A 24,742-nucleotide genomic window follows, 5' to 3' on the forward strand; every position below is an offset into this window, starting at 1 on the left:
GGTGTACAAGCTCGCCTTCTTCGTGCCCGACAGCCATGTGGAGACGGTGAAAACCGCCATCTTCGCAGCCGGCGGCGGGCGCATCGGCGACTACGACAGCTGCGCCTGGCAAGTGCTGGGCCAGGGCCAGTTTCGCGCGTTGGACGGCAGTCAGCCGTTTATCGGGCAGGTGGGCCAGGTTGAAGTGGTTGATGAGTGGAAGGTTGAGTTGGTGGTGGCGGATGAGTTAATCGTGGCTGTCGTGGCTGCGTTGAAGCTCAGCCATCCGTATGAGACACCGGCGTATGAGGTGTGGCAGTTGGCGGATTTTTGATTCGTTAATTGCATAAAAAAGAAACCCGCTGGACCAGTTTGGTCAGCGGGTTTTTTGTTGGCAGCAGGGCCTCAGGCCTTAGAGCGGATCAGGCATTGATCGGGCGAGTAACCAACCGCTCCAACGCTTCACCCAACCCCGAAGCGTCATCGCCCACCAACAGGTGCCAGACCCCACTATCCAGTCGGCTCACACCTTGGCATCCGAGCGCCGTCAGCTCGGCTTCGGACACCCTCGAATCATCCCCCAACTCCACTCGCAGCCGGGTCATCGCCACCGCCTCCAACTGGCGCACATTGGCCCGGCCACCCAGGGCGCTCAGCCATTTCTCGGCTTCCTGCACATTCACCGCAGCCGGGTTATCCACAGGGGCCGCCGCGACCGCAGGCGTGGCAACAAAACCCGGCATCGCCAGGCGAATTTCGTCGGCGATGCTATCGGCCATCGGGCCGACCACCACCTGCAAACTGCCGCCGTTACCCGGCCGCACCACGGCCATCGCACCCAGTGCTTTCAACTCGGCATCCACCGCCTTGTTGCGATCGACCATGTCCAAGCGCAGGCGCGTGGTGCAAGCACCGACGCTGAGCAAGTTATCGGCACCGCCCAGGGCTCGGATATACGCCGTTGCGCGCTGGTTATCATTCATTACATGCGCCTGCGTCACCTGGACATCTTCCCGCCCCGGTGTCTTGAGGTTGAAGCGGCGAATGCAGTAGCTGAACACCGTGTAGTAGATGACCGAGTAGGCCAGGCCTACCGGTATCACCCGCCAGCCATTGGTCGATTTGCCCCAGCCCAGCACCATGTCGATAAACCCACCGGAGAAGGTAAAACCGAGGTGGATATTCAGCATATTCGTCACGGCCATCGACAGGCCGGTGAGCAGCGCATGCAACAAATAGAGGAACGGCGCGAGGAACATGAAGGCGAACTCAATCGGCTCGGTCACCCCGGTGAGGAACGAGGTCAGCGCCATTGACAGGAAGATCCCGCCCATGACTTTGCGGCGCTCCGGCAGTGCATTGCGGTAGATCGCCAGGCACGCCGCCGGTAGCCCGAACAGCATCACCGGGAACATGCCGGTCATGAATTGGCCGCCTTTGGGGTCGCCGGCAAAGTAGCGGGTCAGGTCGCCTGTCACGACTGCGCCGGTCGCCGGATCGGTAAACGTGCCGAACACAAACCACGCCATATTGTTGAGGATATGGTGCAGCCCGGTGACGATCAGCAGGCGGTTGAACACGCCAAACACGAACGCGCCGAGGCTGCCGCTTTCCATCAACAGTACACCGAAGCTGTTGATGCCGTGCTGGATCGGCGGCCAGATAAGACCAAAGATCACGCCCAAGCCTACCGCCGAGAACCCGGTGACAATCGGCACAAACCGCCGCCCACCAAAGAATGCGAGGTACTCCGGCAGCTTAATGTCCTTGAAGCGGTTATACAGCGCGCCGGCCATCAGGCCGCTGGCGATCCCGGCGAGCATGCCCATGTTGATGGTCGAGTCCATGACCTTGAGCGTGGAGATCATCACCAGATAACCAATCGCACCGGCCAGGCCCGCCGTGCCGTTGTTGTCGCGGGCAAAGCCCACGGCGATGCCGATGGCGAAGATCAAGGCGAGGTTGGCGAAAATCGCCTGCCCCGCATCGTGCATCACCGCGATGCTAAGCAAGTCGGTGTCGCCCAGGCGCAGCAGGAGGCCGGCGATCGGTAAAATCGCGATCGGCAGCATCAGCGCACGGCCCAGGCGTTGCAGCCCTTCAATAAAGTGTTGATACATGGCGAGTCTCCTTTTTCTTGTTGTTGTCAGCTCAGCGGCCAGTGCAGTTCACAGGCTTGGCGAACGGCCTTGGCGCTGTTCAGGTCGAGCAGGTCTTGGCTCAGTCGGCGGCATTGCGCCGCGTCCAGGTGGCGAACGCGGTCCTTGATTTCACCGATCTGCGGCGCGCTGACCGACAGCTCGCGCACGCCCAGGCCCACCAGCACGGGGGTTGCCAGCGGGTCGGACGCCAACGCACCGCACACGCCGACCCAACGCCCATGTTTGGCGGCGCCGGTGCAGGTCTGGGCGATCAGCCGCAATAGCGCCGGGTGCAAGGCGTCGACGCGCGCGGCCAGGCCCGCGTGGTCACGGTCCATGGCCAGGGTGTACTGGGACAGGTCATTGGTGCCGATGGACAGAAAGTCCGCATGTTCGGCCAGTTGCTCGGCCATCAACGCGGCGGCGGGCACTTCGATCATCACGCCGAGTTCGGGGCGCTGGGTCAGGCCCAGCTCGACGCACAACTCATCCAGACGCCGGCGTATCTGCAGCAGTTCGTCGACCTCGCTCACCATCGGCAACAGGATGCGGCAGCGCCCCAACGGGCTCACTTGCAGCAGTGCGCGCAATTGCTGGTCGAGCAATTCCGGGCGCACCTGGGCCAGACGAATACCGCGCAGGCCCAGCACCGGGTTCGCCTCGACGGGTAGCGGCAGGTAGTCGAGTTGCTTGTCACCGCCCACGTCAATGGTGCGGATGATCACCGACTTGTCGCCCATGGCATCCAGCACGGCTTGATAGGCTTGGCGCTGCTCCTGTTCATCCGGCGCCGTGTGGCGGTCGACGAACAGGAATTCGGTGCGCAGCAGGCCAACGCCATCGGCGCCGTTTTCAAAGGCCACTTGGGCCTCGCTGCTGGAGGCTACATTGGCGGCCACTTCAATGCTGACCCCGTCAGTGGTGCGCGCGGGCAGTTGGGCCTGGGCCTGCTGCTGTTGGCGGCGCAGTTTTTGCGCGTCGCGAATCTGGTGCACCTCGGCGTGACGGGCTTCGCTGGGCGCCAGCTCCAGGCGGCCGTTGGCGGCGTCGAGTACCACGCGCTGGCCCTGGGGCACGTCGAGCACTTCAGCGCCCAACGCGACCACACAGGGCAGGCCTTTGCCGCGCGCCAGGATCGCCACATGTGAAGTGGCGCCGCCTTCGGCCATGCAGATGCCCGCCGCACGCTGCGCGCTCAGTTGCAAAAGGTCCGACGGGGTCAACTCGTGAGCGCTGACGATCGAGCCCGTCGGCACCTCGAAGTGCCAGGCCTCGCCCAGCAATGCGCGCAGTACGCGTTGTTGCAGGTCACGCAGGTCATTGGCCCGTTCGGCAAACAGGGGCTTCCCCAGGGCGAGCAGCACCGTGCATTGAGCCTGGATCGCATCGCGCCAGGCGTGGGTGGCGGCGCTGCCGTGTTGGATGGCGGCGGTGGCGGTTTCGAGCAGGGCCGGGTCTTCCAGCAGGGCCAGATGGGCGGCGAAGATCTCTTGCTCTTCGACATGTTTGCGTTGGCGGGCGTGGCCCAGGGTGGTGCGGATGTCGCTGCGCACTTGCTCCAGGGCGGTGTCCAGGCGTTGCTGTTGGTCATCGGCCGAATGGGTGCCGGTATCGGCCGGCAATTCAATCCCGGCGAGGCGGAACAACGGCCCGCACGCCAGGCCCGGCGCCGCGCACACGCCTTGCAATACGTTGGCTTCGGTACTCGCCCGGCGGGGTGTCGCCGCGACAGGCTCGGAATGTTCGCCCTTGGCCGGCACTGACAGGGCGGCAATCAACGCCTGCAACGCCGCTTCGCCATCCTCGCCACGGCAGGTGACCCGTACTTCATCGCCTTCGCCAATCCCCAGCCCCATCAAGCCAACCAGGCTGTCGCACGGCGCCGATTTCGCGCCGTAATGCACGCGTGCCTGGCTGCTGAACGCCAGCGCTGTCTTGCGGATCAGCGCCGCAGGCCGCGCATGCAAGCCGCCCCGATGGGTCACGCGTACGCTGGCGCCGGCTTCAGCGCTCGAGTTATCCACAGCGGTGTCATCAAGGGCTGTCGAGCGAGCGAGTACACGCATCAGCGGCTCGCCGACCTTGACCGTTTGGCGCGCCAGAGGCTGCAACTCGAAGCGCTCGCCATTGGTCAGGATGATCAGGCTGACCAGGCTTTTGCACTGGCGCGCAATGCGGTCCAGATCAAAGCGCAGCAGCGCCTGGCCCTCTGTCACTCGCGCGCCCTCCTTGACCAGCAACGCAAAGCCTTCGCCGTTCAATTGCACAGTGTCGATCCCCACATGCATGAGCAGTTCGGCACCGTTGTCGGCGCGGATCGTCAGGGCATGGCCGGTGCGCGCGACATGAAGGATCACCCCGTTACACGGCGCATGCAGGCTGTCATTGAGGGGGTCGATGGCAATGCCGTCGCCCATGGCGTGGCTTGCGAACACTTCGTCGGGAACGTGGCCCAGGGTCAGCACGGGGCCGCTCAACGGGGCGCTGAGTGTGAGTTCTTTATTGTTGTTGGACATGGGCACGGTACTCATCAGGAAAAACGCAGCGATCGACTCAGTGGGTGCGGGTGACTTTGCTCAGATGACGCGGCTGGTCCGGGTCCATGCCACGTGCGACCGCCAGCCCTGCTGCCATCACATAAAAACTCTGGATGGCCAGGATCGGATCCAGGCTCGGGTGCTCGGCGCGGCTCAGGGTCAGGTCGCGTTCGGCAATATCGTCCGGCGCGGCCAGCAATACACGTGCGCCGCGTTGGCGCATGTCGGCGGCCAGGCTCAGCAAACCGGCTTGCTCGGCGCCGCGCGGGGCGAACACCAGCAGCGGGTAGTTCTCATTGATCAAGGCCATCGGCCCGTGGCGCACTTCGGCGCTGCTGAAGGCTTCGGCCTGGATCGCCGAGGTTTCCTTGAGCTTGAGCGCGGCTTCCTGGGCGATGGCAAAACCGGCGCCACGGCCGATCACCATCAAGCGCTGGCTGTCACGCAGGGCGTCGACGGCATGGCGCCAATCCTGTTTGGCGGCGTCGCGCAAGCCCTCGGGCAGCGCCTGGCATGCTTGCAACAAGTCCGCTTGCTGATTCCAGTGCCCGACCAACAGGGCGCTGGCGCTGAGGGTGGCGATAAAACTCTTGGTGGCGGCCACACTGAGTTCGGGCCCGGCGCACAGCGGCACGTGGAACTCGCACGCAGCTTCCAGAGGTGAGTCTTCAGCGTTGACCAGCGAGATGCTCAAGGCACCGCGCTTGCGCAGCAGGCGCAGGCTGTTGACCAGGTCCGGGCTTTGCCCCGACTGCGAAAACCCGAAGGCCACTTGGCCGCTAACCTTCAACGGCGCTTGCAACAAGGTCACCACCGACATCGGCAACGACGCGACCGCAACCCCCAGATGCTGCATGGTCAGGTAGGCGAAGTAGCTGGCGGCGTGGTCCGAACTGCCACGGGCAATGGTCATCGCCACTTGCGGCGGCTGGCGGCGCAGGCGGCCGGCGATCTCTTCCAGTATCGGGGTCAGGCGCTGTAATTGGGCGACGACCGCGTCACAGGAGGCCAAGGCCTCTTCAAGCATTTTGAAGTCAAGGGTGTCTCCTTCGACCATTACGTCGGTCAGATGCAGGGAGCGGTCCAGGCGCACACAATCGGCAAAGCTGCCGGGTTGCAGGCGACCGCGTTCTTCCAGGCCCAGGTAGTCCGCAGGAAATTGCGACAGGCGTTGTGAGGCTTCGCTGATGGGCAGGCCGATCTTCACCAGGTTGCGCAGTGCCTGGTCCATGGTCAGCGTGCTGCCGGCCAGGGTGCCGTCGGCCAGGCGCACGCCGCCCAGGCACTTGGTCACGGTGTGGCTGCCCAGCTTGTACTCGCCGTCGGGCATACCGGCGGCAGCGGTGGAGTCGGTCACACAGTACAGGCACGGGATCGCACGCAGGGCCACGCGCATGGCGCCGGGGTGGACGTGGAGCAAGTCCGGGATCAATTCGGCGTATTGGGCGTGGGCCAGCGCGGCGCCGACGATGCCCGGCTCGCGGTGATGCAGCGGGCTCATGGCGTTATACAAGTGAGTGAAACTGGTGGCGCCGGCGGCGAGGGCGGCGACGCCTTCTTCATAGCTACCCAGGGTGTGGCCGATCTGCATGCGTACCCCGCGCTCGCTGAGGGTGCGGATCAGCAGGTCGTGGCCGGCGATTTCGGGGGCGATGGTGATCACGCGGATCGGCGCCAGGCGCAGGTAGGCTTCGACTTCTTCCATCAAGGCGGTGTGGGCGAAATTGGGCTGGGCGCCGAGTTTTCCCGGATTGATGTAGGGGCCTTCCAGATGCACGCCAAGTACTCGGGCGCTGCCCGTAGGGCGCTGCTCGCAGAAGGCGCCGAGCTGGCCGAGCACGCGGGAGATCTCTGCCACCGGCGCGGTCATGGTGGTGGCCAGCAGCGAGGTGGTGCCAAAGCGCACGTGGGTGCGGGTGATGGTCTCGAAGGCCTCGATGCCCTCCATGATGTCCTTACCGCCACCGCCGTGCACATGCAGGTCGATAAAGCCCGGCAGCAGGTAGGGCAAGTCGTTTTCAGCCGGGTCGCAAGGCGTGCCTTCAATGGCCACCACCTTGCCGTGTGCGTGTACCAGGCGGCCGCGAATCCAGCCGTGTGGCGTGAGGATATTGTCTTCGGACATGGCAGTTCTCTAAGGCCGCAACTCGGCGGCAAAGTCGTATCTGCGCAGCTCTGCCACGAAGTCGTAGTAGTCGTTGCGGCAGTAGGTGTCGGTGATTTCTATCGGCGTGTTGTCAGCGGTGTAGCCCACGCGGGTCATCAGCAACATGGCGGTGCCCGGGGCGATGCCTACCAGGGCGGCGAACTCGTCCGAGGCGTTGATCGCCTGGATGTGCTGCAGGGCACGCACGATGGGTTTGCCGATGCTTTCCAGGTACTCGTAGAGCGAGTTGCCGATGGCTTGCGGTTGCGGCAGCACGGTGGCGGGCAGGGTGGTCATTTCAATCGCCATGACCGTGTCATCGGCTTTGCGCAACCGCTTCAGGCGCGCCACTTTGTCGGTAGGCGACAAGGCCAGGCGGATCAGCTCTTCGTGGGTGGGCTGGGTGATATCGCGCTCCAGCCATTGGGAGGTAGGCACAAAACCCTTGAGGCGCAACATCTCGCTGAACCCCGAGAGGCGCGACAGCGGCTGTTCCAGGCGTGGTGTGATAAAGGTGCCGGAGCCCTGGCTGCGGCGGATCAGGCCTTGGTCAAACAGCACTTGCAGCGCCTTGCGAGCGGTGACTCGCGAGATGCTCAATTGCTCGCTGAGTACGCGCTCGGAGGGCAACGCCTGTTCGGATTTCCACTCTCCGGCGTGAATGGCGGCTTCGAGCTTGCGCGCCAATTGCAGGTACAGCGGCGTGGACTGTTTACCGTCGGGGCGCAGGGCCAGGATGGGATTCATCTGTCAGGTTTCCGATGCGTTATTGGAGTGTTGTCGCCCGGTATTGGCCGGAAATTAATACCACTTAAATACCATGTCAATGCCGCCAAAACGGTGCAAATCGCCATTCCAAGGCCCTGAAACGGAGCTTGGCGGCAAGTGGTATTACAGAGGTCTTTATCGCGCGCAGAACGACGCAGCCCGTGCCGTGCACTGGTATTCACCGGCGGGGGCTGTGGGGGAAGGGGATTTTTTTGAATTATTTTACGAACGGTCGACGATTACGGGCGAATCTCGATCAGCGTGCCGTCTTTGACCAGGCTCCAGACTTCACGCATGTCGACGTTGCGCATGCCGATGCAGCCGTCGGTCCAGTCCAGGGTGTGGAACCACTGCTCGGGGTAGTCCTCGGTGTCGGGAGTGCCGTGGATCATGATCATGCTGCCGGGCTTCACCCCTTCGCGGCGCGCGCGGGCGGCGTCGCTGATGTTGGGGTAGGAAATATGCATGGCCAGGTTGAAGCGGTCGCTGGTCTTGCGCCAGTCGATCCAATAGAAACCCTCGGGGGTGCGGCGGTCGCCTTCGATCAGCTTGTGGCCCTTGGGGTTTTTGCCCAGGGAAATACGGTAGGTCTTGAACGGCTTGCCGTCGTTGATCAGTTGCAACTGATGGGCGGATTTAAGCACCAGGACTTTTTCGACAGGTTTGCCGCCCAGGGTTTGCAGGGTGGAGGCCGACGACAGCGTAGCGAACGACAGGCAGAGCAGAGCAAGCAACCAACGCATTGAAACGGTATCCCTTTGGCGACGATCGGCCGGCTTGTTATTGGGCGGGCTTGGCAAGTGGTGGCACGGACTCGCTGCGCACCGGGTACGCCTGTTGGCGACGGTCAGCGAAAAAGCATTCTAAGGTACGCCCTACCGTGCGGAAAGCCAGCTCGGACCAAGGGATATCGGCTTCATCGAACAGCTTCACTTCAAGGCTTTCCTGGCCTGCGGCAAAGTCCAGGTCGATCAGCTCGGCGCGGTAGAAGATGTGCACCTGGCTGATGTGCGGCACATTGATCAGGGTATAGATGTTCAGGTTGCGCACGCGGGCGCAGGCTTCTTCCAGGGTTTCACGCATGGCCGCCTGTTCGACGGTTTCGCCGTTTTCCATGAAGCCTGCGGGCAGGGTCCAGTAACCCAGGCGCGGCTCGATGGCGCGGCGGCACAGCAGCACTTTGTCGCCCCACACCGGCACGGTACCGGCAACGATATTGGGGTTCTGGTAATGGATGGTCGAGCAGTGATCGCACACAAAGCGCAGGCGCGCGTCGCCTTCGGGAATGCGTTGGGTCACCGGTTTGCCGCACTGGCTGCAGAAATTCATGCTGGGGTTCCTGGAAAGTGCGTCTATCTTGGCGTGGCGGGCAAGGCCCTGCAAGTTGTCGTTTAGCGACACCCACCGGGTTTTGGGGTTGGGCGCCCGCACGCTTTGGTGCATGATGCAAGGTAGCCAACAGACCGAGATGACTCATGCTGGACGAGCTACTTCGCCGGGTAAGCAATCACACCCCCCACACGCTGGAAACCGATGGGCGTTTCCCCGAGGCTGCGGTGCTGGTGCCGATTACCCGCAGTGACGAACCTGAGCTGATCCTGACCCTGCGCGCCAGTGGCCTGTCGACCCACGGTGGCGAAGTGGCCTTTCCCGGCGGGCGCCGCGACCCCGAAGACCCGGACCTGATCTTCACCGCCCTGCGTGAAGCCGAAGAAGAAATCGGCCTGCCACCTGGGCTGGTCGAGGTGATCGGCCCGTTGAGCCCGCTGATTTCCCTGCATGGCATCCGCGTAACGCCGTATGTGGGGGTGATACCCGACTACGTCGAATACTTGGCCAACGACGCCGAGATCGCCGCCGTTTTCAGCGTGCCCCTGGACTTTTTCCGACAGGACCCACGCGAACATACCCACCGCATCGATTACCAGGGCCGCAGTTGGTATGTGCCCAGCTATCGGTTCGGCGAATACAAAATCTGGGGGCTGACGGCGATCATGATCGTGGAGCTGATCAACCTGCTCTATGACGATGCCAAGATCAGCCTGCATCAGCCGCCCAAGAGTTTCATCAATATCTAAGCCATCGTGTGAATGGCGAGCCGTGAGGACACACCATGAAATACCGCTTGGGCGACGCCCGCGTCGAGACGCATCCGCAGAGTTGGGTGGCCCCCAATGCAACGCTGGTGGGCAAGGTCAAGCTGGAGGAGGGCGCTAACGTCTGGTTCAACGCGGTGTTGCGTGGCGATAACGAACTGATCCTGATCGGCAAGAACAGCAACGTGCAGGACGGCAGCGTGATGCACACCGACATGGGCTACCCGCTGACCCTCGGCACCGGCGTGACCATCGGCCACAACGCCATGCTGCACGGTTGCACGGTGGACGATTACAGCCTGATCGGTATCAATGCGGTGATCCTCAACGGCGCCAGGATCGGCAAGCATTGCATCATCGGCGCCAACTCGCTGATTGGCGAAGGCAAGGAAATCCCCGATGGTTCGCTGGTGATGGGCTCGCCGGGCAAGGTGGTGCGTGAGCTGACCGACGCGCAGAAACGGATGCTCGAAGCCAGCGCTGCGCACTATGTGCATAACGCTCAGCGTTACGCGCGGGACCTGATCGAGCAGCCGGAATGAACCCGGTTGAACGCCCCGTTGCCTCGCCGTGCGTAAGTATTTGCGCGCTGGATGATGACGATATGTGCACCGGCTGCCAGCGCACTGTGGATGAGATTACGCGCTGGAGCCGCATGGATAACGCCGAGCGCCGGGCGGTGCTGGTGTTGTGCCATGCGCGGGCGGTGGCGAGTGGGTTGGTATGGATGACGCCCAAGCGCTCGGATGCCTGATCGATTGCTATCGGGAGCAAGCCCCCGATGAGGCCCTCCCAGACGACGTGTATTTATTTGTGTACCCTGTGCGAGATTATCCACAGGTCCACTTCCAATGCTCTTCCTGATCGCCTACATCAGCAGCGTCGTGCTGATCAACTTCGCCTTTTCCACCGCTCCGCACCTGGACGTGATCTGGTCCGCCTGGGGCGGCCTGGTATTCGTCTTGCGCGACATGGTGCAAACCCGCTTCGGCCATGGTGCGATCATTGCCATGCTGGCGGCGCTGGTGCTCTCGTACATCACCTCCGACCCGGCCATTGCCCTGGCCAGTGCCACGGCATTTGCGGTGTCCGAGTGCATCGACTGGCTGGTGTTCAGCATCACCAAGCGCCCGTTGCACGACCGCCTGTGGATAAGTTCGGCGCTGAGCATTCCCCTCGACACCTTCATTTTCTTCGGCCTGATCGGCGCCCTGACGCCGGCGGTGGTGGGCACCGCACTGGCCTCGAAATTCGCCGGGGTTACGGTGGTGTGGCTGATCATGGCCTGGCGCTTGCGCAAGCGGGCTGTCGCCAACTGAGGCCAATTGTTGTAGTTCATGTAAAATGCCGGCCTTTCTCCCCATGATCCGCTCCCCTGAGGACCTGAGATGACCCGAATCGGAACTCCATTGTCGCCAACCGCGACCCGCGTTTTGCTGTGTGGCTGCGGTGAGCTGGGCAAGGAAGTGGTAATCGAACTGCAACGCCTGGGCGTTGAAGTGATTGCCGTGGATCGCTATGCCAACGCGCCGGCCATGCAAGTGGCGCATCGCAGCCACGTGATCAATATGCTCGATGGCGCCGCCCTGCGTGCGGTGATCGAAGCCGAAAAGCCGCACTTCATCGTGCCGGAAATCGAAGCCATCGCCACCGCCACCCTGGTGGAACTGGAAGCTGAAGGCTTCACGGTGATCCCGACCGCGCGCGCCGCGTCGCTGACCATGAACCGTGAAGGCATCCGCCGCCTGGCCGCCGAAGAGCTGGACCTGCCGACCTCGCCTTACCACTTCGCCGATACCTTCGAAGACTACAGCAAGGCCGTGCAAGACCTGGGCTTCCCCTGCGTGGTCAAGCCAGTGATGAGTTCGTCGGGCAAGGGCCAGAGCCTGCTGCGCAGCGCCGACGACGTGCAGAAGGCCTGGGACTACGCCCAAGAGGGTGGGCGTGCCGGTAAAGGCCGCGTGATCATCGAAGGCTTTATCGACTTCGACTACGAGATCACCCTGCTGACCGTACGCCACATCGGAGGCACCACGTTCTGTGCGCCAGTCGGCCACCGTCAGGAGAAAGGCGACTATCAGGAATCCTGGCAGCCACAGGCCATGAGCCCGGTAGCCCTGGCCGAATCCGAGCGCGTTGCCAAAGCCGTGACCGAAGCCTTGGGGGGCCGCGGCCTGTTTGGCGTGGAACTGTTCATCAAAGGCGACCAGGTGTGGTTCAGCGAAGTATCGCCGCGCCCGCATGACACCGGTTTGGTCACGTTGATCTCCCAGGACCTGTCGCAATTCGCCCTGCACGCGCGCGCGATTCTCGGCCTGCCGATTCCTTTGATCCGTCAGTTCGGGCCTTCGGCTTCGGCGGTGATTCTGGTGGAAGGGCAGTCAACCCAGACCGCATTCGCCAACCTCGGCGCCGCCTTGAGCGAGCCGGATACGGCGTTGCGTTTGTTTGGTAAGCCAGAAGTCAATGGCCAGCGCCGCATGGGCGTGGCGTTGGCGCGGGATGAGTCGATCGAAGCGGCGCGGGCCAAGGCGACCCGGGCTTCCCAAGCTGTTGTCGTAGAGCTCTAACAGCATCGGGAGCAAGCCCCTCCCACATTTAACCGCGTATAGCCTTTGGAATGCGGTCGAGTGTGGGAAGGGGGCTTGCTCCCGATTGCGGTTTATCAGGCGACCTTGTTCAAGTCGTTATCCCGCGTCTCTTTCAGGCACAGCACGGCAATCAAGCTGAGCAACGCTGCCGCCGACACATACCCTCCGACATAACTCAGGCCACCCATCGCCACCAGCTTGGTTGCGAAGAACGGTGCGGCCGATGCACCGACGATTCCACCCAGGTTATACGCCGCCGAAGCACCGGTATAACGCACGCGGGTCGGGAACAGTTCGGGCAACAGCGCGCCCATCGGGGCGAAAGTCACGCCCATCAGGAACAGCTCCAAGGCCAGAAACAGTGCCACGGCCCAGGTTGAGCCGTGGGTCAGCAGGGGCTCCATGGTGAAGCCCGACAGGATGGCGAGGATCGCACCGACGATCAGCACCGGCTTGCGCCCATAGCGATCACTGGCCAGGGCGGCCAAGGGGGTGGCCAGGCCCATGAACAACACGGCAAAGCACAGCAGGGCGAGGAAGGTTTCGCGGCTGTAGCCCAGGGTCGATACGCCGTAGCTCAGGGAAAACGCTGTGGTGATATAGAACAGCGCATAGCACACCACCATAGAGGCGGCGCCCAACACCACCGGCAGCCAATGCTGGCTGAACAATTCCACCAGCGGCACTTTTACTGGTTTTTCCCTGGCCACTGCGTTGGCGAATACCGGGGTTTCATGCAGCTTCAAGCGTGCGTATAAACCGACCATCACCAGCGCCGCGCTGAGGATGAACGGAATGCGCCAGCCCCAACTGCGGAACTGCTCGTCGTTCAGGCTCATGGCCAGGATCAGGAACAAGCCGTTTGCGGCAAGGAAGCCGATCGACGGGCCCAACTGCGGGAACATGCCGAACCAGGCGCGTTTGCCTTTGGGCGCGTTTTCGGTGGCCAGTAACGCCGCGCCGCCCCATTCGCCACCCAGGCCAAGGCCCTGGCCGAAGCGCAGCACACACAACAGGATAGGCGCCCAAGCGCCGATACTGTCATAGCCGGGCAGCAAGCCGATCAACGTCGTGCATACGCCCATCAGCAACAGCGAGGCCACCAGTGTGGATTTGCGCCCGATACGGTCCCCGAAGTGGCCGAACAACGCCGAGCCCAGCGGCCGGGCGATAAAAGCGATACCGAAGGTCAGGAACGACGCCAGCATTTGCGCGGTGCCGGAAGTCTGCGGAAAAAACACCGGGCCGATCACCAGCGCCGCGGCGGTAGCGTAGATATAGAAGTCGTAGAACTCGATGGCGGTGCCGACGATGCTGGCGGTCGCGACCCGTGCGGTCGAGTTGGCCGGGGCGGCGGGCGCGGCTTCGTTATAGGTGGTACTCATGGCGGTATCCCTGACGGTCATTGCGCGTTTGGACGCGGATTATTATTGGTCGAACACCCATTGATCAGGGTTGCACGCGGTCGGGCGAAGCTTGGGTAAGCCGCAGGGATTATAAGAAGGGGTCTGGAATTACAACAAGAGCCCGCACGCCGCAAAACAAATGTGGAAGACGGCTATTTACGGTCAGGCAGTTAGGCGGCGACGGGTATCCGGCTGGTATGCCAGATCAGCACCTTGCTCACCCGGTTGTCCTCGGTCTCGAGGATTTCCAGGCGGTAGCGACCGATTTTCAGGCACACCGCGCAATCCGGAATCGTCTCCAGCGCCTCGGTCACCAGACCATTGAGGGTCTTGGGACCGTCGCTGGGCAGGTGCCAGCCCAGGCTTTTGTTCAGCTCACGGATCGATGCGGCGCCGTCGATGATATAGCGACCGTCGGGTTGGGGCTCGATATGCGGGTTGTCGGTGCTTTGCTCGTTTTCGAACTCGCCGACGATTTCTTCGAGGATATCTTCGAGGGTCACGATACCCAGCACTTCGCCATATTCATCCACCACCATGCCCAGGCGCCGCTGCTGTTTGTGGAAGTTCAGCAATTGCAGTTGCAGAGGCGTGCTTTCGGGAACGAAGTAGGGTTCATGGCAGGCGGCGAGGAGCGCCTCTTTGGTCAGGCTGGCGTCAGGCAGCAGGTGCTGGATTTGCCGCGTGTTGAGCACGGCCTGCACTTGGTTGATATCGCTGTGGAACACCGGCAGGCGCGTGCGCTGGGAGGTGCGCAGTTGCTCGATGATGTCTTCGATCGGGTCATCCAGGTTGATGCCATCCACTTCGCTGCGGGGCACCAGGATGTCATTGACCGTGATGTTGTCCAGGGCGTGGATGCCGGGCATGCCGGGTGTGCGGTTTTCGTCGGTCTCGGGCTCGGGCTCGTCATCGTGGTCGGGCAGCGGCTCGTCGCTCTTTTTCACCACGCCGGATTTGCGCGTGAACGGGCGCAACAACAGCAGGCTGATGCCATTGAGCAGCCAGGCTGCGGGGTAGAGGATTTTCAGCGGTACACCCAGCAGGCTGTTGCCAAAACCCAGCACCGCTTGCGGATGGCGGGTGGCCAAGGCGCGGGGCATGTAGTCGGCCAGTATCAGCAGCAGGGCGCAGGCGATCAGCCAACCCAGCCACGGGCCGTTCTCTGTCCAGGCATAGATCGCCAGCAATGTGCACAGAATGACCACGGCGGCGCGACACAGGCTGTTGCACAGGATCAGGCTGTTACGTGGGAAATTCAGGCGGGCCGCGGCCTTGTCACCCTGGCGCGTGCCGGGGCGCAGCGCCAGCAGGTGTTGCTGGGCGGCTTCAATGGCGGTAAACAGCCCGGCCCATAACACCAGCAAGGCGATTACCGCGAGCATCGGCCCAAGGGGCAAGTTGTCCATGATCGCTGCCCGTCAGATATGCAGGATGTATTCGCGAACCAGCTTGCTGCCGAAATAGGCCAGCATCAGCAGGCAGAAACCGGCCAGGGTCCAGCGGATTGCCTTATGCCCGCGCCAGCCGAGTCGGTTACGACCCCACAGCAGCACGCTGAACACGATCCAGGCCAGGCAGGCCAGCAGGGTCTTGTGTACCAGATGCTGGGCAAACAGGTTTTCGACGAACAGCCAGCCCGAGATCAACGACAGCGACAACAGCGTCCAGCCGGCCCACAGGAAACCAAACAGCAGGCTTTCCATGGTTTGCAACGGCGGGAAGTTCTTGATCAAACCCGACGGGTGCTTGTGCTTGAGTTGGTGGTCTTGCACCAGCAGCAGCAGGGCCTGGAACACAGCGATGGTGAACATGCCATAGGCCAGGATCGACAGCAGGATGTGGGCAAGGATGCCGGGTTCTTCGTCAATCACCTGCACCGTGCCGGTGGGGGCGAATTGCGCCAGCAACACCGTTAGCACGCCCAGCGGGAAGAGCAGAACGAGCAGGTTCTCGACGGGGATCCGGTAGCAGGCCAGCACGGTCAGTGCGATGACCGCCGCAGCGATCAGGCTGGCGGCGCTGAAAAAGTCCAGGCCCAGGCCAACCGGCGTCATCAGATGGGTGAACAGGCTCGCGGCGTGGGCCAGCAGGGCGAGGACGCCCAGCCCAACCAGCAGACGTTTGTCCGCCTTGGTGCCTTGGGCCAGACGAGTGCCCTGATAGAGAGTCGCAGCGGCATACAAGATGGCGGCGGCGAGGCTGGGTAGCAAACTGGGTGACAAGGGGACCATAAATCCTGATAGACGAGCCCGAAAGGCGCTGAGTTTGGCACACCCCAGCGTTGCACGAAAGACTCCCAGGCCAGACAGCGGGTGTGCATGCGCGCAGTCTTCGCTATAATCCGCGACCTGCCCACGCCGCAGGCTCGCCGAACGCTGTTTTTAATAGCGATTTACCACAGCCTGGGCCGTCACTACCTCGGTCTACCAACGCACTTCGATGCATAGGGCCTGAAAGGATCGCGCATGTTTGAAAACTTGACTGACCGTCTCTCGCAGACGCTGCGCCACGTAACCGGCAAGGCCAAGCTGACCGAGGACAATATTAAAGACACCCTGCGCGAAGTGCGCATGGCATTGCTGGAAGCCGACGTGGCGTTGCCTGTGGTCAAGGACTTCGTCAACTCGGTCAAGGAACGCGCGGTCGGCACTGAAGTGTCGCGCAGCCTGACCCCGGGCCAGGCCTTTGTGAAGATCGTCCAGGCCGAACTCGAAAGCCTGATGGGCGCGGCCAACGAAGACCTGAACCTCAGCGCCGTGCCGCCCGCCGTGGTGCTGATGGCCGGTCTGCAAGGTGCGGGTAAAACCACCACCGCCGGCAAGCTGGCGCGCTTCCTTAAAGAACGCAAGAAAAAATCCGTGATGGTGGTATCGGCGGACGTCTACCGTCCGGCCGCCATCAAGCAGTTGGAAATGCTCGCCGGCGAAGTGGGCGTGACCTTCTTTCCGTCGGACCTGAGCCAGAAGCCGGTCGACATTGCCAGCGCCGCTATTAAAGAAGCACGGCTGAAATTCATCGACGTGGTCATCGTCGATACCGCCGGTCGCCTGCACATCGACGAAGAGATGATGGGCGAGATCAAGGCATTGCACGCCGCGATCAACCCGGTCGAGACGCTGTTTGTGGTCGATGCCATGACCGGCCAGGATGCGGCCAACACCGCCAAGGCCTTCGGTGACGCGCTGCCGCTGACCGGCGTGATCCTGACCAAGGTCGACGGCGACGCCCGTGGTGGTGCCGCGTTGTCGGTACGTGCCATTACCGGCAAACCGATCAAGTTCATCGGCATGGGCGAGAAGAGCGAAGCGCTCGAACCGTTCCACCCGGAGCGTATCGCCTCGCGCATCCTCGGCATGGGCGACGTGCTCAGCCTGATCGAGCAGGCCGAAGCGACGCTCGACAAGGACAAAGCCGACAAACTGGCTAAAAAGTTGAAGAAGGGCAAGGGCTTCGACCTCGAAGACTTCCGCGATCAACTGCAACAAATGAAGAACATGGGCGGCCTCGGCGGCCTTATGGACAAGCTGCCGAACATCGGCGGTGTGAACCTGGCGCAAATGGGCAATGCCCAGGGCGCGGCAGAGAAGCAGTTCAAGCAGATGGAAGCCATCATCAATTCCATGACCCCGGCCGAGCGCCGCGACCCTGAGCTGATCAGCGGTTCGCGCAAGCGTCGGATCGCCATGGGCTCCGGCACCCAGGTGCAGGACATCGGTCGCTTGATCAAGCAGCACAAGCAGATGCAGAAAATGATGAAGAAATTCTCCGCCAAGGGCGGGATGGCCAAGATGATGCGCGGCATGGGCGGCATGTTGCCCGGCGGCGGCATGCCGAAGATGTAAAGAATTCGAGCGTAAGCGTTGCTTGCGCTCCGACCCACAGGGATGTGGGATCTCCAGCAAACCCGCCGTTGGCGGGAGCTGACTCGCCGTTTTAATCGACGGCCCTTTAGCAGATCTGAATGGCACGTTGATAGGCGCCAGAAAAAGACATTTGCAAAAGTCCGGATATTCCTTAGAATATGCGGCCTTTCGGGCACCTATGCCCGCTGTGCATTTAGATTTGCAGCACCGACTACAGGAACGATGTTCACATGCTAACAATCCGTCTTGCCCTTGGCGGCTCCAAAAAGCGCCCGTTTTACCACTTGACCGTAACCGACAGCCGCAACCCGCGCGACGGTTCGCACAAGGAACAGGTTGGTTTCTTCAACCCTGTTGCCCGTGGTCAAGAAGTTCGTCTGTCCGTGAACCAAGAGCGCGTAGCCTACTGGCTGAGCGTTGGCGCACAGCCATCCGAGCGCGTAGCAAAACTGTTGAAGGACTCGGCTAAGGCCGCAGCCTGAGCAATATGAACGCGACGCCAGCTGTTGCTGATGATTTGATCGTTATCGGCAAGATTTATTCTGTTCATGGCGTTCGCGGCGAAGTGAAGGTGTATTCCTTTACTGATCCGACCGAAAACCTGTTGCAGTACAAAACCTGGACGCTCAAGCGCGAAGGTAGTGTGAAACAGGTCGAGCTGGTCAGTGGACGCGGGAGCGATAAGTTCCTGGTCGCAAAGCTCAAGGGTCTTGATGATCGCGAAGAAGCCCGTCTTCTGGCCGGTTATGAGATCTGCGTGCCGCGCAACCTGTTCCCTGAATTGACCGACGGCGAGTACTACTGGTACCAGCTGGAAGGTCTGAAGGTTATCGATCAACTCGGGCAATTGTTCGGGAAAATCGATCATCTTCTGGAAACCGGCGCCAATGATGTAATGGTGGTCAAGCCTTGCGCTGGCAGCCTGGATGATCGCGAACGCCTGTTGCCCTATACGGAGCAATGCGTGTTGGCCGTCGACCTGGCAGCGGGCGAGATGAAGGTGGAATGGGACGCGGACTTCTAAGCGTGGCTAATTTGCGCATTGAAGTGATCAGTTTGTTTCCCGAGATGTTTTCCGCCGTCAGCGAGTACGGCATCACCAGTCGGGCGGTGAAGCAGGGGCTGTTGCAGCTTACCTGTTGGAACCCGCGAGACTACACGACGGATCGACATCACACTGTGGACGATCGCCCATTTGGCGGTGGCCCGGGCATGGTGATGAAGATCAAGCCCCTGGAAGACGCATTGGCCCAGGCCAAGGCCGCCGCCGGGGAGAAGGCGAAGGTAATTTACCTGTCCCCTCAAGGCCGCCAGCTGAAACAGGCTGGGGTACGCGAACTGGCGAATGAGGAAAGTTTGATCCTGATTGCCGGTCGCTATGAAGGCATTGACGAGCGTTTTATTGAAGCTCATGTCGATGAAGAGTGGTCGATTGGGGACTATGTCCTGTCTGGCGGTGAGCTGCCGGCGATGGTCCTGATAGATGCGGTTACACGACTGCTGCCTGGAGCTTTAGGGCATGTGGACTCCGCGGAGGAAGATTCCTTCACGGATGGTTTGCTGGATTGCCCGCACTACACCCGACCGGAGGTGTATGCGGATCAGCGTGTTCCCGACGTATTGCTAAGTGGCAATCACGCACACATCCGGCGTTGGCGTTTACAGCAGTCCCTTGGTCGGACCTATGAACGACGCGCCGATCTTCTGGAAAGCCGCTCGCTTTCTGGAGAAGAGAAGAAGCTGCTCGAGGAATACATCCTCGCGCGGGACGATAGTTAACAACGTATCGATGGTAGGTCCATTGACTTACCTTAGGAGCACAGCATGACTAACAAAATCATCCTTGCACTCGAAGCAGAGCAGATGACCAAAGAGATCCCTACCTTTGCCCCAGGCGACACTATTGTCGTTCAGGTGAAAGTGAAGGAAGGCGACCGTTCGCGTCTGCAAGCGTTCGAAGGCGTGGTAATCGCCAAGCGTAACCGTGGTGTGAACAGTGCTTTCACTGTTCGTAAAATCTCCAACGGTGTTGGCGTAGAGCGTACTTTCCAGACCTACAGCCCGCAAATCGACAGCATGGCCGTCAAGCGTCGCGGTGACGTACGTAAAGCCAAGCTGTACTACCTGCGTGACCTGTCCGGTAAAGCAGCTCGCATCAAGGAAAAACTGGCTTAAGTCCAGCTTCCCGATGCAGAAAAAGCAGCCTACGGGCTGCTTTTTTGTGCCTGGAATTTGTCTGAGCGCTACCAGGCATACGCCATTGAAGTGTGGCGTTGGCTTGGCTGCGATAAGATCCACCCGACACCCCCGATAATCAGCCCGAGCCCCCATGCCCGCTATCGACCATCCCCTGATCGACCGCTTCCTCGACGCCCTCTGGCTGGAAAAAGGCCTGTCGGACAACACCCGTCAGGCCTATCGCAGTGACCTGGCGCTGTTCAACGGCTGGCTACAGGAAAAAAACCTCGAACTGATCAACGCCGGCCGTGAGCTGATCCTCGATCACCTGGCCTGGCGCCTTGAACAGAACTATAAACCACGCTCCACGGCGAGATTTCTCTCGGGCGTACGTGGGTTTTATCGGTATTTGCTGCGAGAAAAACTGATCGCGCTCGACCCGACCCTGCAAATCGACATGCCCCAACTGGGCAGGCCTTTGCCCAAATCGTTGTCGGAAGCCGATGTTGACGCCTTGCTCGCCGCCCCGGACCTGAGCGAAGCCATTGGCCAGCGCGACCGTGCGATGCTCGAAGTGTTGTACGCCTGCGGCCTGCGTGTCACGGAATTGATCAGCCTGACCCTGGAGCAAGTCAACCTGCGCCAAGGCGTGCTGCGGGTCATGGGCAAGGGCAGCAAGGAGCGGCTGGTGCCCATGGGCGAGGAAGCGATTGTGTGGGTCGAGCGCTATATGCGTGATGCCCGCAGCGAACTGCTCGGCGGGCGCCCCAGTGATGTGCTGTTCCCCAGCCTGCGCGGTGAGCAAATGACCCGCCAGACGTTCTGGCACCGCATCAAGCACCAGGCCAAGGTCGCCGGGATCGGCAAGACCCTGTCGCCCCATACGCTGCGCCATGCATTTGCCACGCATTTGCTCAACCACGGCGCCGACTTGCGCGTGGTCCAGATGCTGCTGGGGCACAGTGATTTATCCACAACCCAGATCTACACCCATGTGGCACGGGCGCGCTTGCAGGATATGCACGCCAAGCACCACCCGCGAGGCTGAAAACGCCCAATTTATCCCGCCAACGGCTGCCCTGCGATCCAACTGTGGTAGGCTTTGCCGGTTCGCAAAGGCGACGGTCCACACCCGAGTTTGCAATCGGCCTGCCTGTACCCGTCCCAGCATCTGCCTTCAGGAGTTTCCATGCGCTTGACCCAGATTATTGCCGTCGCAGCCATTGCGTTGGTATCCACCTTTGCCGTCGCCGATGACGCCGCTGAGCAGACCATCCGCAAGAGCCTGGCCAACCTGCAGCTTGATACGCCGATTGAAAGCATCAGTGCCAGCCCGATGGCCGGCCTGTACGAAGTCAAGCTCAAGGGCAGCCGCGTGCTGTACGCCAGCGGCGATGGCCAGTACATCGTCCAGGGCTACCTGTTCCAGCTCAAGGACGGCAAACCGGTCAACCTGACCGAGAAAGCCGAACGCCTGGGCGTGTCGAAGCTGATCAACGGCATCCCGGTGGCTGAAACCGTGGTTTACCCGGCCATCGGCGAGACCAAGACTCACATCACCGTGTTCACCGATACCACCTGCCCGTACTGCCACAAGCTGCACGCCGAAGTGCCCGCGCTGAACAAGCTCGGCGTGGAAGTGCGCTACGTTGCGTTCCCGCGCCAGGGCCTGGGTTCGCCAGGTGACGAGCAGTTGCAAGCGGTGTGGTGCTCGACCGACAAAAAAGCGGCCATGGACAAAATGGTCGACGGCAAGGAAATCAAGGCCGCCAAGTGCGCCAACCCAGTGTCCAAGCAGTTCGCCCTGGGCCAGTCGATTGGCGTGAACGGCACACCGGCCATCGTTTTGGCTGACGGCCAGGTGATTCCGGGCTACCAGCCGGCACCACAAGTTGCCAAACTGGCGCTCAGTGCCAAATAAACCAGCATCGTCGAACCTTTGACGATCATGGCCCGCGCATAAGTCGACGGGCCATCAATTGAAAGCCGCAGTCGTGCGGCTGTTTTCCACGGCCGACCTTGCGTCGGCCGTTTCATGGGGAGTTCTTCAGTGAAACCGGTCAAAGTAGGCATCTGTGGGTTAGGGACCGTCGGTGGCGGCACCTTCAACGTACTTCAGCGTAATGCTGAAGAAATTTCCCGCCGTGCAGGGCGTGGGATTGAAGTGGCGCAAATTGCCACGCGTTCGCCAAAGCCTCAGTTCGAAACGACCGGTATTGCAATTACCAACGATGTCTTCGCCGTGGCGACCAACCCTGAAATCGATATCGTCATTGAACTGGTCGGCGGCTACACCGTGGCCCGCGAATTGGTGCTCAAGGCCATCGAGAACGGCAAGCACGTAGTCACCGCCAACAAGGCGCTGATCGCCGTACACGGCAACGAGATCTTCGCCAGGGCCCGTGAAAAAGGCGTGATTGTCGCGTTCGAAGCCGCTGTAGCCGGGGGTATCCCGGTGATCAAGGCGATCCGTGAGGGCCTGTCCGCCAACCGCATCAACTGGGTGGCCGGCATCATCAATGGCACCGGTAACTTTATCCTTACCGAAATGCGCGAGAAGGGCCGTACCTTCGAAGACGTATTGGCCGAAGCCCAGGCCCTGGGGTACGCCGAAGCCGATCCGACCTTCGACGTGGAAGGCATCGACGCTGCGCACAAGCTGACCATCCTGGCGTCCATCGCCTTTGGTATTCCGCTGCAGTTCGACAAGGCCTACACCGAAGGCATCACCAAACTGACCACCGCCGATGTGAACTACGCCGAAGCCCTGGGCTACCGCATCAAGCACCTCGGTGTAGCGCGCAGCACCCCGGCCGGTATCGAGCTGCGCGTACACCCGACACTGATCCCCGCCGACCGCCTGATCGCCAACGTCAATGGTGTGATGAACGCCGTCATGGTCAATGGCGACGCCGCCGGCTCGACCCTGTTCTACGGCGCTGGCGCCGGCATGGAGCCGACGGCGTCGTCGGTGATCGCCGACCTGGTGGACGTGGTTCGTGCCATGACCAGCGACCCGGAAAACCGCGTACCGCACCTGGCTTTCCAGCCGGATTCGCTGTCGGCCCACCCGATCCTGCCGATCGAGGCCTGCGAAAGCGCCTACTACCTGCGTATCCAGGCCAAGGATCACCCTGGCGTACTGGCCCAGGTCGCCAGCATTCTGTCGGAGCGCGGTATCAATATCGAATCGATCATGCAGAAGGAAGTCGAGGAGCAAAACGGCCAGGTGCCGATGATCCTGCTGACTCATCGCGTGCTCGAGCAGCACATCAACGATGCCATCACCGCGCTGGAAGCCTTGCAAGGCGTCGTCGGCCCGGTCGTTCGCATTCGTGTCGAACACCTGAACTAACCGATTGTTCCAGAGGCCCCGTGCGTTCGGCGGCTTCTGTTCGAGAATGTTTTAGAGGAGCCAGTCATGCGTTACATCAGCACCCGCGGCCAGGCACCGGCCCTGAATTTCGAAGACGTTCTGCTGGCAGGCCTTGCCACCGACGGCGGCCTGTACGTGCCGGAAAACCTGCCACGCTTCACCCAGGAAGAAATCGCCTCCTGGGCCGGCTTGCCATACCACGAGTTGGCCTTCCGGGTGATGCGCCCGTTCGTCACCGGCAGCATTCCGGATGCGGACTTCAAAAAAATCCTGGAAGAGACGTACGGCGTGTTTTCCCACAGCGCCATCGCGCCTTTGCGCCAACTGAACGGCAATGAATGGGTACTGGAGCTGTTCCACGGCCCGACCTTGGCGTTCAAGGACTTTGCCCTGCAACTGCTCGGTCGCCTGTTGGACTACGTATTGGCCAAGCGCGGTGAGCGCGTGGTGATCATCGGCGCCACCTCCGGTGATACCGGCTCGGCGGCCATCGAAGGTTGCAAGCACTGCGAAAACGTCGACATCTTCATCCTGCACCCGCACAAGCGCGTGTCGGAAGTGCAGCGTCGGCAAATGACCACCATCTTTGGCGAGAACATCCACAACATCGCCATCGAAGGCAACTTCGATGACTGCCAGGAAATGGTCAAGAACAGCTTCGCTGACCAGAGCTTCCTCAAGGGCACCCGCCTGGTGGCGGTGAACTCGATCAACTGGGCGCGGATCATGGCCCAGATCGTCTACTACTTCCACGCGTCCCTGCAGCTGGGCGGCCCGGCGCGCTCGGTGTCGTTCTCGGTGCCCACCGGCAACTTCGGCGACATCTTCGCCGGTTACCTGGCGCGCAACATGGGCCTGCCGATCAACCAGTTGATCGTCGCCACCAACCGCAACGACATCCTGCACCGCTTCATGAGCGGCAACCAGTACGTCAAGGAAACCCTGCACGCCACTCTGTCGCCGTCGATGGACATCATGGTTTCGTCGAACTTCGAGCGTCTGCTGTTCGATATGCATGGTCGCAACGGCGCCGCTATTGCCGGCTTGATGGACACCTTCAAAAGCGGTGGCGGTTTCAGTGTTGATGAGGAGCGCTGGACTGAAACCCGCAAGCTCTTCGACTCCCTGGCGGTGGACGATGCGCAGACTTGCGAAACCATCGCCGAAGTGTTTGCCCAGACCGGTGAGCTGCTCGACCCGCACACCGCGATCGGTGTGAAGGCCGCCCGCGAATGCCGTCGCAGCCTGGATACCCCGATGGTCATCCTCGGGACCGCTCACCCGGTCAAATTCCCGGAGGCGGTGGAGAAGGCCGGTGTTGGCAAGGCCCTTGAACTGCCGGCGCATCTGACTGACCTGTTCGAGCGTGAAGAACGTTGCACGGTGTTGACCAATGACCTCAAAGCGGTGCAGGCGTTTGTCAGCCAGCATGGCAATCGGGGTAAACCGTTGTAAGGCGAACCGCTTACACCAAAACGCCGCTTTCCCTTGCTGGGTCAGCGGCGTTTTTTGTTTGTGTGCCGCAGTTTTTTCGTTGTCATGTTGCAAGCGCATGCTAAATACGTCATCCCCCCGCGATAACGAAAAAGCGAACTTTCCTACGTCACGACCAGTCACTTAGGATAGATGCAGCACCCGTTGAAACGATTGTTCCCGAA

24 protein-coding genes and 1 pseudogene are annotated in these 24,742 nt (G+C 61.4%); 15 read left to right on the forward strand and 10 right to left on the reverse strand.

Annotation, left to right across the window (positions count from 1 at the left end; genetic code table 11):
• The first annotated feature begins 1 nt into the window (after nucleotide 1).
• Nucleotides 2-313 carry a YqfO family protein gene (locus AB4N98_RS17740; RefSeq protein WP_017529991.1) on the forward strand — a complete coding sequence of 104 codons (312 nt, stop codon included), beginning with the start codon at nucleotides 2-4 and terminating at the stop codon, nucleotides 311-313.
• A gap of 88 nt (nucleotides 314-401) precedes the next feature.
• On the opposite strand, the gene nagE is transcribed toward AB4N98_RS17740, so the two are convergent.
• The 7 genes and pseudogenes from nagE to AB4N98_RS17775 all read right to left on the reverse strand — a co-directional run bounded on the left by nagE (nucleotide 402) and on the right by AB4N98_RS17775 (nucleotide 8,900).
• Nucleotides 402-2,099 carry an N-acetylglucosamine-specific PTS transporter subunit IIBC gene (nagE, locus tag AB4N98_RS17745; protein ID WP_460148847.1) on the reverse strand — a complete coding sequence of 566 codons (1,698 nt, stop codon included), beginning with the start codon at nucleotides 2,097-2,099 and terminating at the stop codon, nucleotides 402-404.
• A 26-nt stretch (nucleotides 2,100-2,125) separates the two neighbouring features.
• The gene (gene ptsP, locus AB4N98_RS17750; RefSeq protein WP_135196479.1) at nucleotides 2,126-4,636 is read right to left on the reverse strand and encodes a phosphoenolpyruvate--protein phosphotransferase; all 2,511 of its coding nucleotides are present in this window, start codon (nucleotides 4,634-4,636) and stop codon (nucleotides 2,126-2,128) included.
• A gap of 37 nt (nucleotides 4,637-4,673) precedes the next feature.
• Entirely contained in the window at nucleotides 4,674-5,684 is a 1,011-nt protein-coding gene (locus AB4N98_RS17755) for an SIS domain-containing protein (protein ID WP_017529988.1), read from the reverse strand.
• A gap of 15 nt (nucleotides 5,685-5,699) precedes the next feature.
• Nucleotides 5,700-6,782: pseudogene (gene nagA, locus AB4N98_RS17760) on the reverse strand (N-acetylglucosamine-6-phosphate deacetylase); the annotation flags it as partial.
• 9 nt (nucleotides 6,783-6,791) lie between these two features.
• Nucleotides 6,792-7,550 carry a GntR family transcriptional regulator gene (locus AB4N98_RS17765; RefSeq protein ID WP_065876672.1) on the reverse strand — a complete coding sequence of 253 codons (759 nt, stop codon included), beginning with the start codon at nucleotides 7,548-7,550 and terminating at the stop codon, nucleotides 6,792-6,794.
• 260 nt (nucleotides 7,551-7,810) lie between these two features.
• Nucleotides 7,811-8,314: a L,D-transpeptidase family protein gene (locus AB4N98_RS17770; RefSeq protein ID WP_017529986.1), complete on the reverse strand. Its 504-nt coding sequence runs from the start codon at nucleotides 8,312-8,314 to the stop codon at nucleotides 7,811-7,813.
• Nucleotides 8,315-8,351: 37 nt separating this feature from the next.
• Nucleotides 8,352-8,900, reverse strand: a complete 549-nt coding sequence (locus AB4N98_RS17775) for an NUDIX hydrolase (protein WP_017529985.1) — start codon at nucleotides 8,898-8,900, stop codon at nucleotides 8,352-8,354.
• A gap of 146 nt (nucleotides 8,901-9,046) precedes the next feature.
• Between AB4N98_RS17775 and AB4N98_RS17780 the strand changes: the two genes are divergently transcribed.
• The 5 genes from AB4N98_RS17780 to purT all read left to right on the forward strand — a co-directional run bounded on the left by AB4N98_RS17780 (nucleotide 9,047) and on the right by purT (nucleotide 12,237).
• A complete protein-coding gene (locus tag AB4N98_RS17780; RefSeq protein WP_016971944.1) occupies nucleotides 9,047-9,649 on the forward strand; it encodes a CoA pyrophosphatase in 603 nt (200 codons plus the stop codon).
• A 35-nt stretch (nucleotides 9,650-9,684) separates the two neighbouring features.
• Nucleotides 9,685-10,209: a gamma carbonic anhydrase family protein gene (locus AB4N98_RS17785; protein WP_116079258.1), complete on the forward strand. Its 525-nt coding sequence runs from the start codon at nucleotides 9,685-9,687 to the stop codon at nucleotides 10,207-10,209.
• Nucleotides 10,206-10,421 carry a DUF1289 domain-containing protein gene (locus AB4N98_RS17790; RefSeq protein WP_065876670.1) on the forward strand — a complete coding sequence of 72 codons (216 nt, stop codon included), beginning with the start codon at nucleotides 10,206-10,208 and terminating at the stop codon, nucleotides 10,419-10,421. Before AB4N98_RS17785 ends, AB4N98_RS17790 begins: the two co-directional genes overlap by 4 nt.
• A 97-nt stretch (nucleotides 10,422-10,518) precedes the next feature.
• A complete protein-coding gene (locus tag AB4N98_RS17795) occupies nucleotides 10,519-10,986 on the forward strand; it encodes a VUT family protein (RefSeq protein ID WP_017529982.1) in 468 nt (155 codons plus the stop codon).
• A 69-nt stretch (nucleotides 10,987-11,055) separates the two neighbouring features.
• Complete coding sequence (purT, locus tag AB4N98_RS17800) at nucleotides 11,056-12,237, forward strand: formate-dependent phosphoribosylglycinamide formyltransferase (protein ID WP_017529981.1); 1,182 nt, start codon at nucleotides 11,056-11,058, stop codon at nucleotides 12,235-12,237.
• 95 nt (nucleotides 12,238-12,332) lie between these two features.
• Here purT and AB4N98_RS17805 read toward each other — a convergent pair whose 3' ends face one another.
• From AB4N98_RS17805 to AB4N98_RS17815, 3 genes are all read right to left on the reverse strand, one after another.
• Nucleotides 12,333-13,643, reverse strand: coding sequence for an MFS transporter (locus AB4N98_RS17805; RefSeq protein ID WP_065876669.1), 1,311 nt, complete (start codon nucleotides 13,641-13,643; stop codon nucleotides 12,333-12,335).
• Between the two features lie 191 nt (nucleotides 13,644-13,834).
• Nucleotides 13,835-15,073: a transporter associated domain-containing protein gene (locus tag AB4N98_RS17810; RefSeq protein ID WP_460148848.1), complete on the reverse strand. Its 1,239-nt coding sequence runs from the start codon at nucleotides 15,071-15,073 to the stop codon at nucleotides 13,835-13,837.
• A gap of 12 nt (nucleotides 15,074-15,085) precedes the next feature.
• Entirely contained in the window at nucleotides 15,086-15,898 is an 813-nt protein-coding gene (locus tag AB4N98_RS17815) for a cytochrome C assembly family protein (protein ID WP_017529978.1), read from the reverse strand.
• 234 nt (nucleotides 15,899-16,132) lie between these two features.
• Between AB4N98_RS17815 and ffh the strand changes: the two genes are divergently transcribed.
• The 9 genes from ffh (at nucleotide 16,133) to thrC (ending at nucleotide 24,539) form a co-directional block, all read left to right on the forward strand.
• Entirely contained in the window at nucleotides 16,133-17,509 is a 1,377-nt protein-coding gene (ffh, locus tag AB4N98_RS17820; protein ID WP_017529977.1) for a signal recognition particle protein, read from the forward strand.
• 251 nt (nucleotides 17,510-17,760) lie between these two features.
• Nucleotides 17,761-18,012 (forward strand): 30S ribosomal protein S16, encoded by a 252-nt coding sequence (gene rpsP / locus AB4N98_RS17825; protein ID WP_003175899.1) that lies wholly within the window; start codon nucleotides 17,761-17,763, stop codon nucleotides 18,010-18,012.
• Between the two features lie 5 nt (nucleotides 18,013-18,017).
• Nucleotides 18,018-18,554, forward strand: coding sequence for a ribosome maturation factor RimM (gene rimM / locus AB4N98_RS17830; protein WP_053135622.1), 537 nt, complete (start codon nucleotides 18,018-18,020; stop codon nucleotides 18,552-18,554).
• Nucleotides 18,536-19,309 (forward strand): tRNA (guanosine(37)-N1)-methyltransferase TrmD, encoded by a 774-nt coding sequence (gene trmD, locus AB4N98_RS17835; RefSeq protein WP_175404167.1) that lies wholly within the window; start codon nucleotides 18,536-18,538, stop codon nucleotides 19,307-19,309. Before rimM ends, trmD begins: the two co-directional genes overlap by 19 nt.
• A gap of 45 nt (nucleotides 19,310-19,354) precedes the next feature.
• On the forward strand, nucleotides 19,355-19,705 hold the full coding sequence (gene rplS / locus AB4N98_RS17840) for a 50S ribosomal protein L19 (RefSeq protein WP_003175895.1): 351 nt from the start codon (nucleotides 19,355-19,357) through the stop codon (nucleotides 19,703-19,705).
• A 154-nt stretch (nucleotides 19,706-19,859) separates the two neighbouring features.
• Complete coding sequence (gene xerD, locus AB4N98_RS17845; protein WP_017529974.1) at nucleotides 19,860-20,756, forward strand: site-specific tyrosine recombinase XerD; 897 nt, start codon at nucleotides 19,860-19,862, stop codon at nucleotides 20,754-20,756.
• Between the two features lie 141 nt (nucleotides 20,757-20,897).
• Nucleotides 20,898-21,629, forward strand: coding sequence for a thioredoxin fold domain-containing protein (locus tag AB4N98_RS17850; RefSeq protein WP_017529973.1), 732 nt, complete (start codon nucleotides 20,898-20,900; stop codon nucleotides 21,627-21,629).
• 129 nt (nucleotides 21,630-21,758) lie between these two features.
• Nucleotides 21,759-23,063 (forward strand): homoserine dehydrogenase, encoded by a 1,305-nt coding sequence (locus tag AB4N98_RS17855; protein ID WP_017529972.1) that lies wholly within the window; start codon nucleotides 21,759-21,761, stop codon nucleotides 23,061-23,063.
• Nucleotides 23,064-23,129: 66 nt separating this feature from the next.
• Nucleotides 23,130-24,539 carry a threonine synthase gene (thrC, locus tag AB4N98_RS17860; RefSeq protein WP_017529971.1) on the forward strand — a complete coding sequence of 470 codons (1,410 nt, stop codon included), beginning with the start codon at nucleotides 23,130-23,132 and terminating at the stop codon, nucleotides 24,537-24,539.
• Nucleotides 24,540-24,742: the final 203 nt, after the last annotated feature.

The organism is Pseudomonas sp. S3_E10, assembly GCF_054667615.1.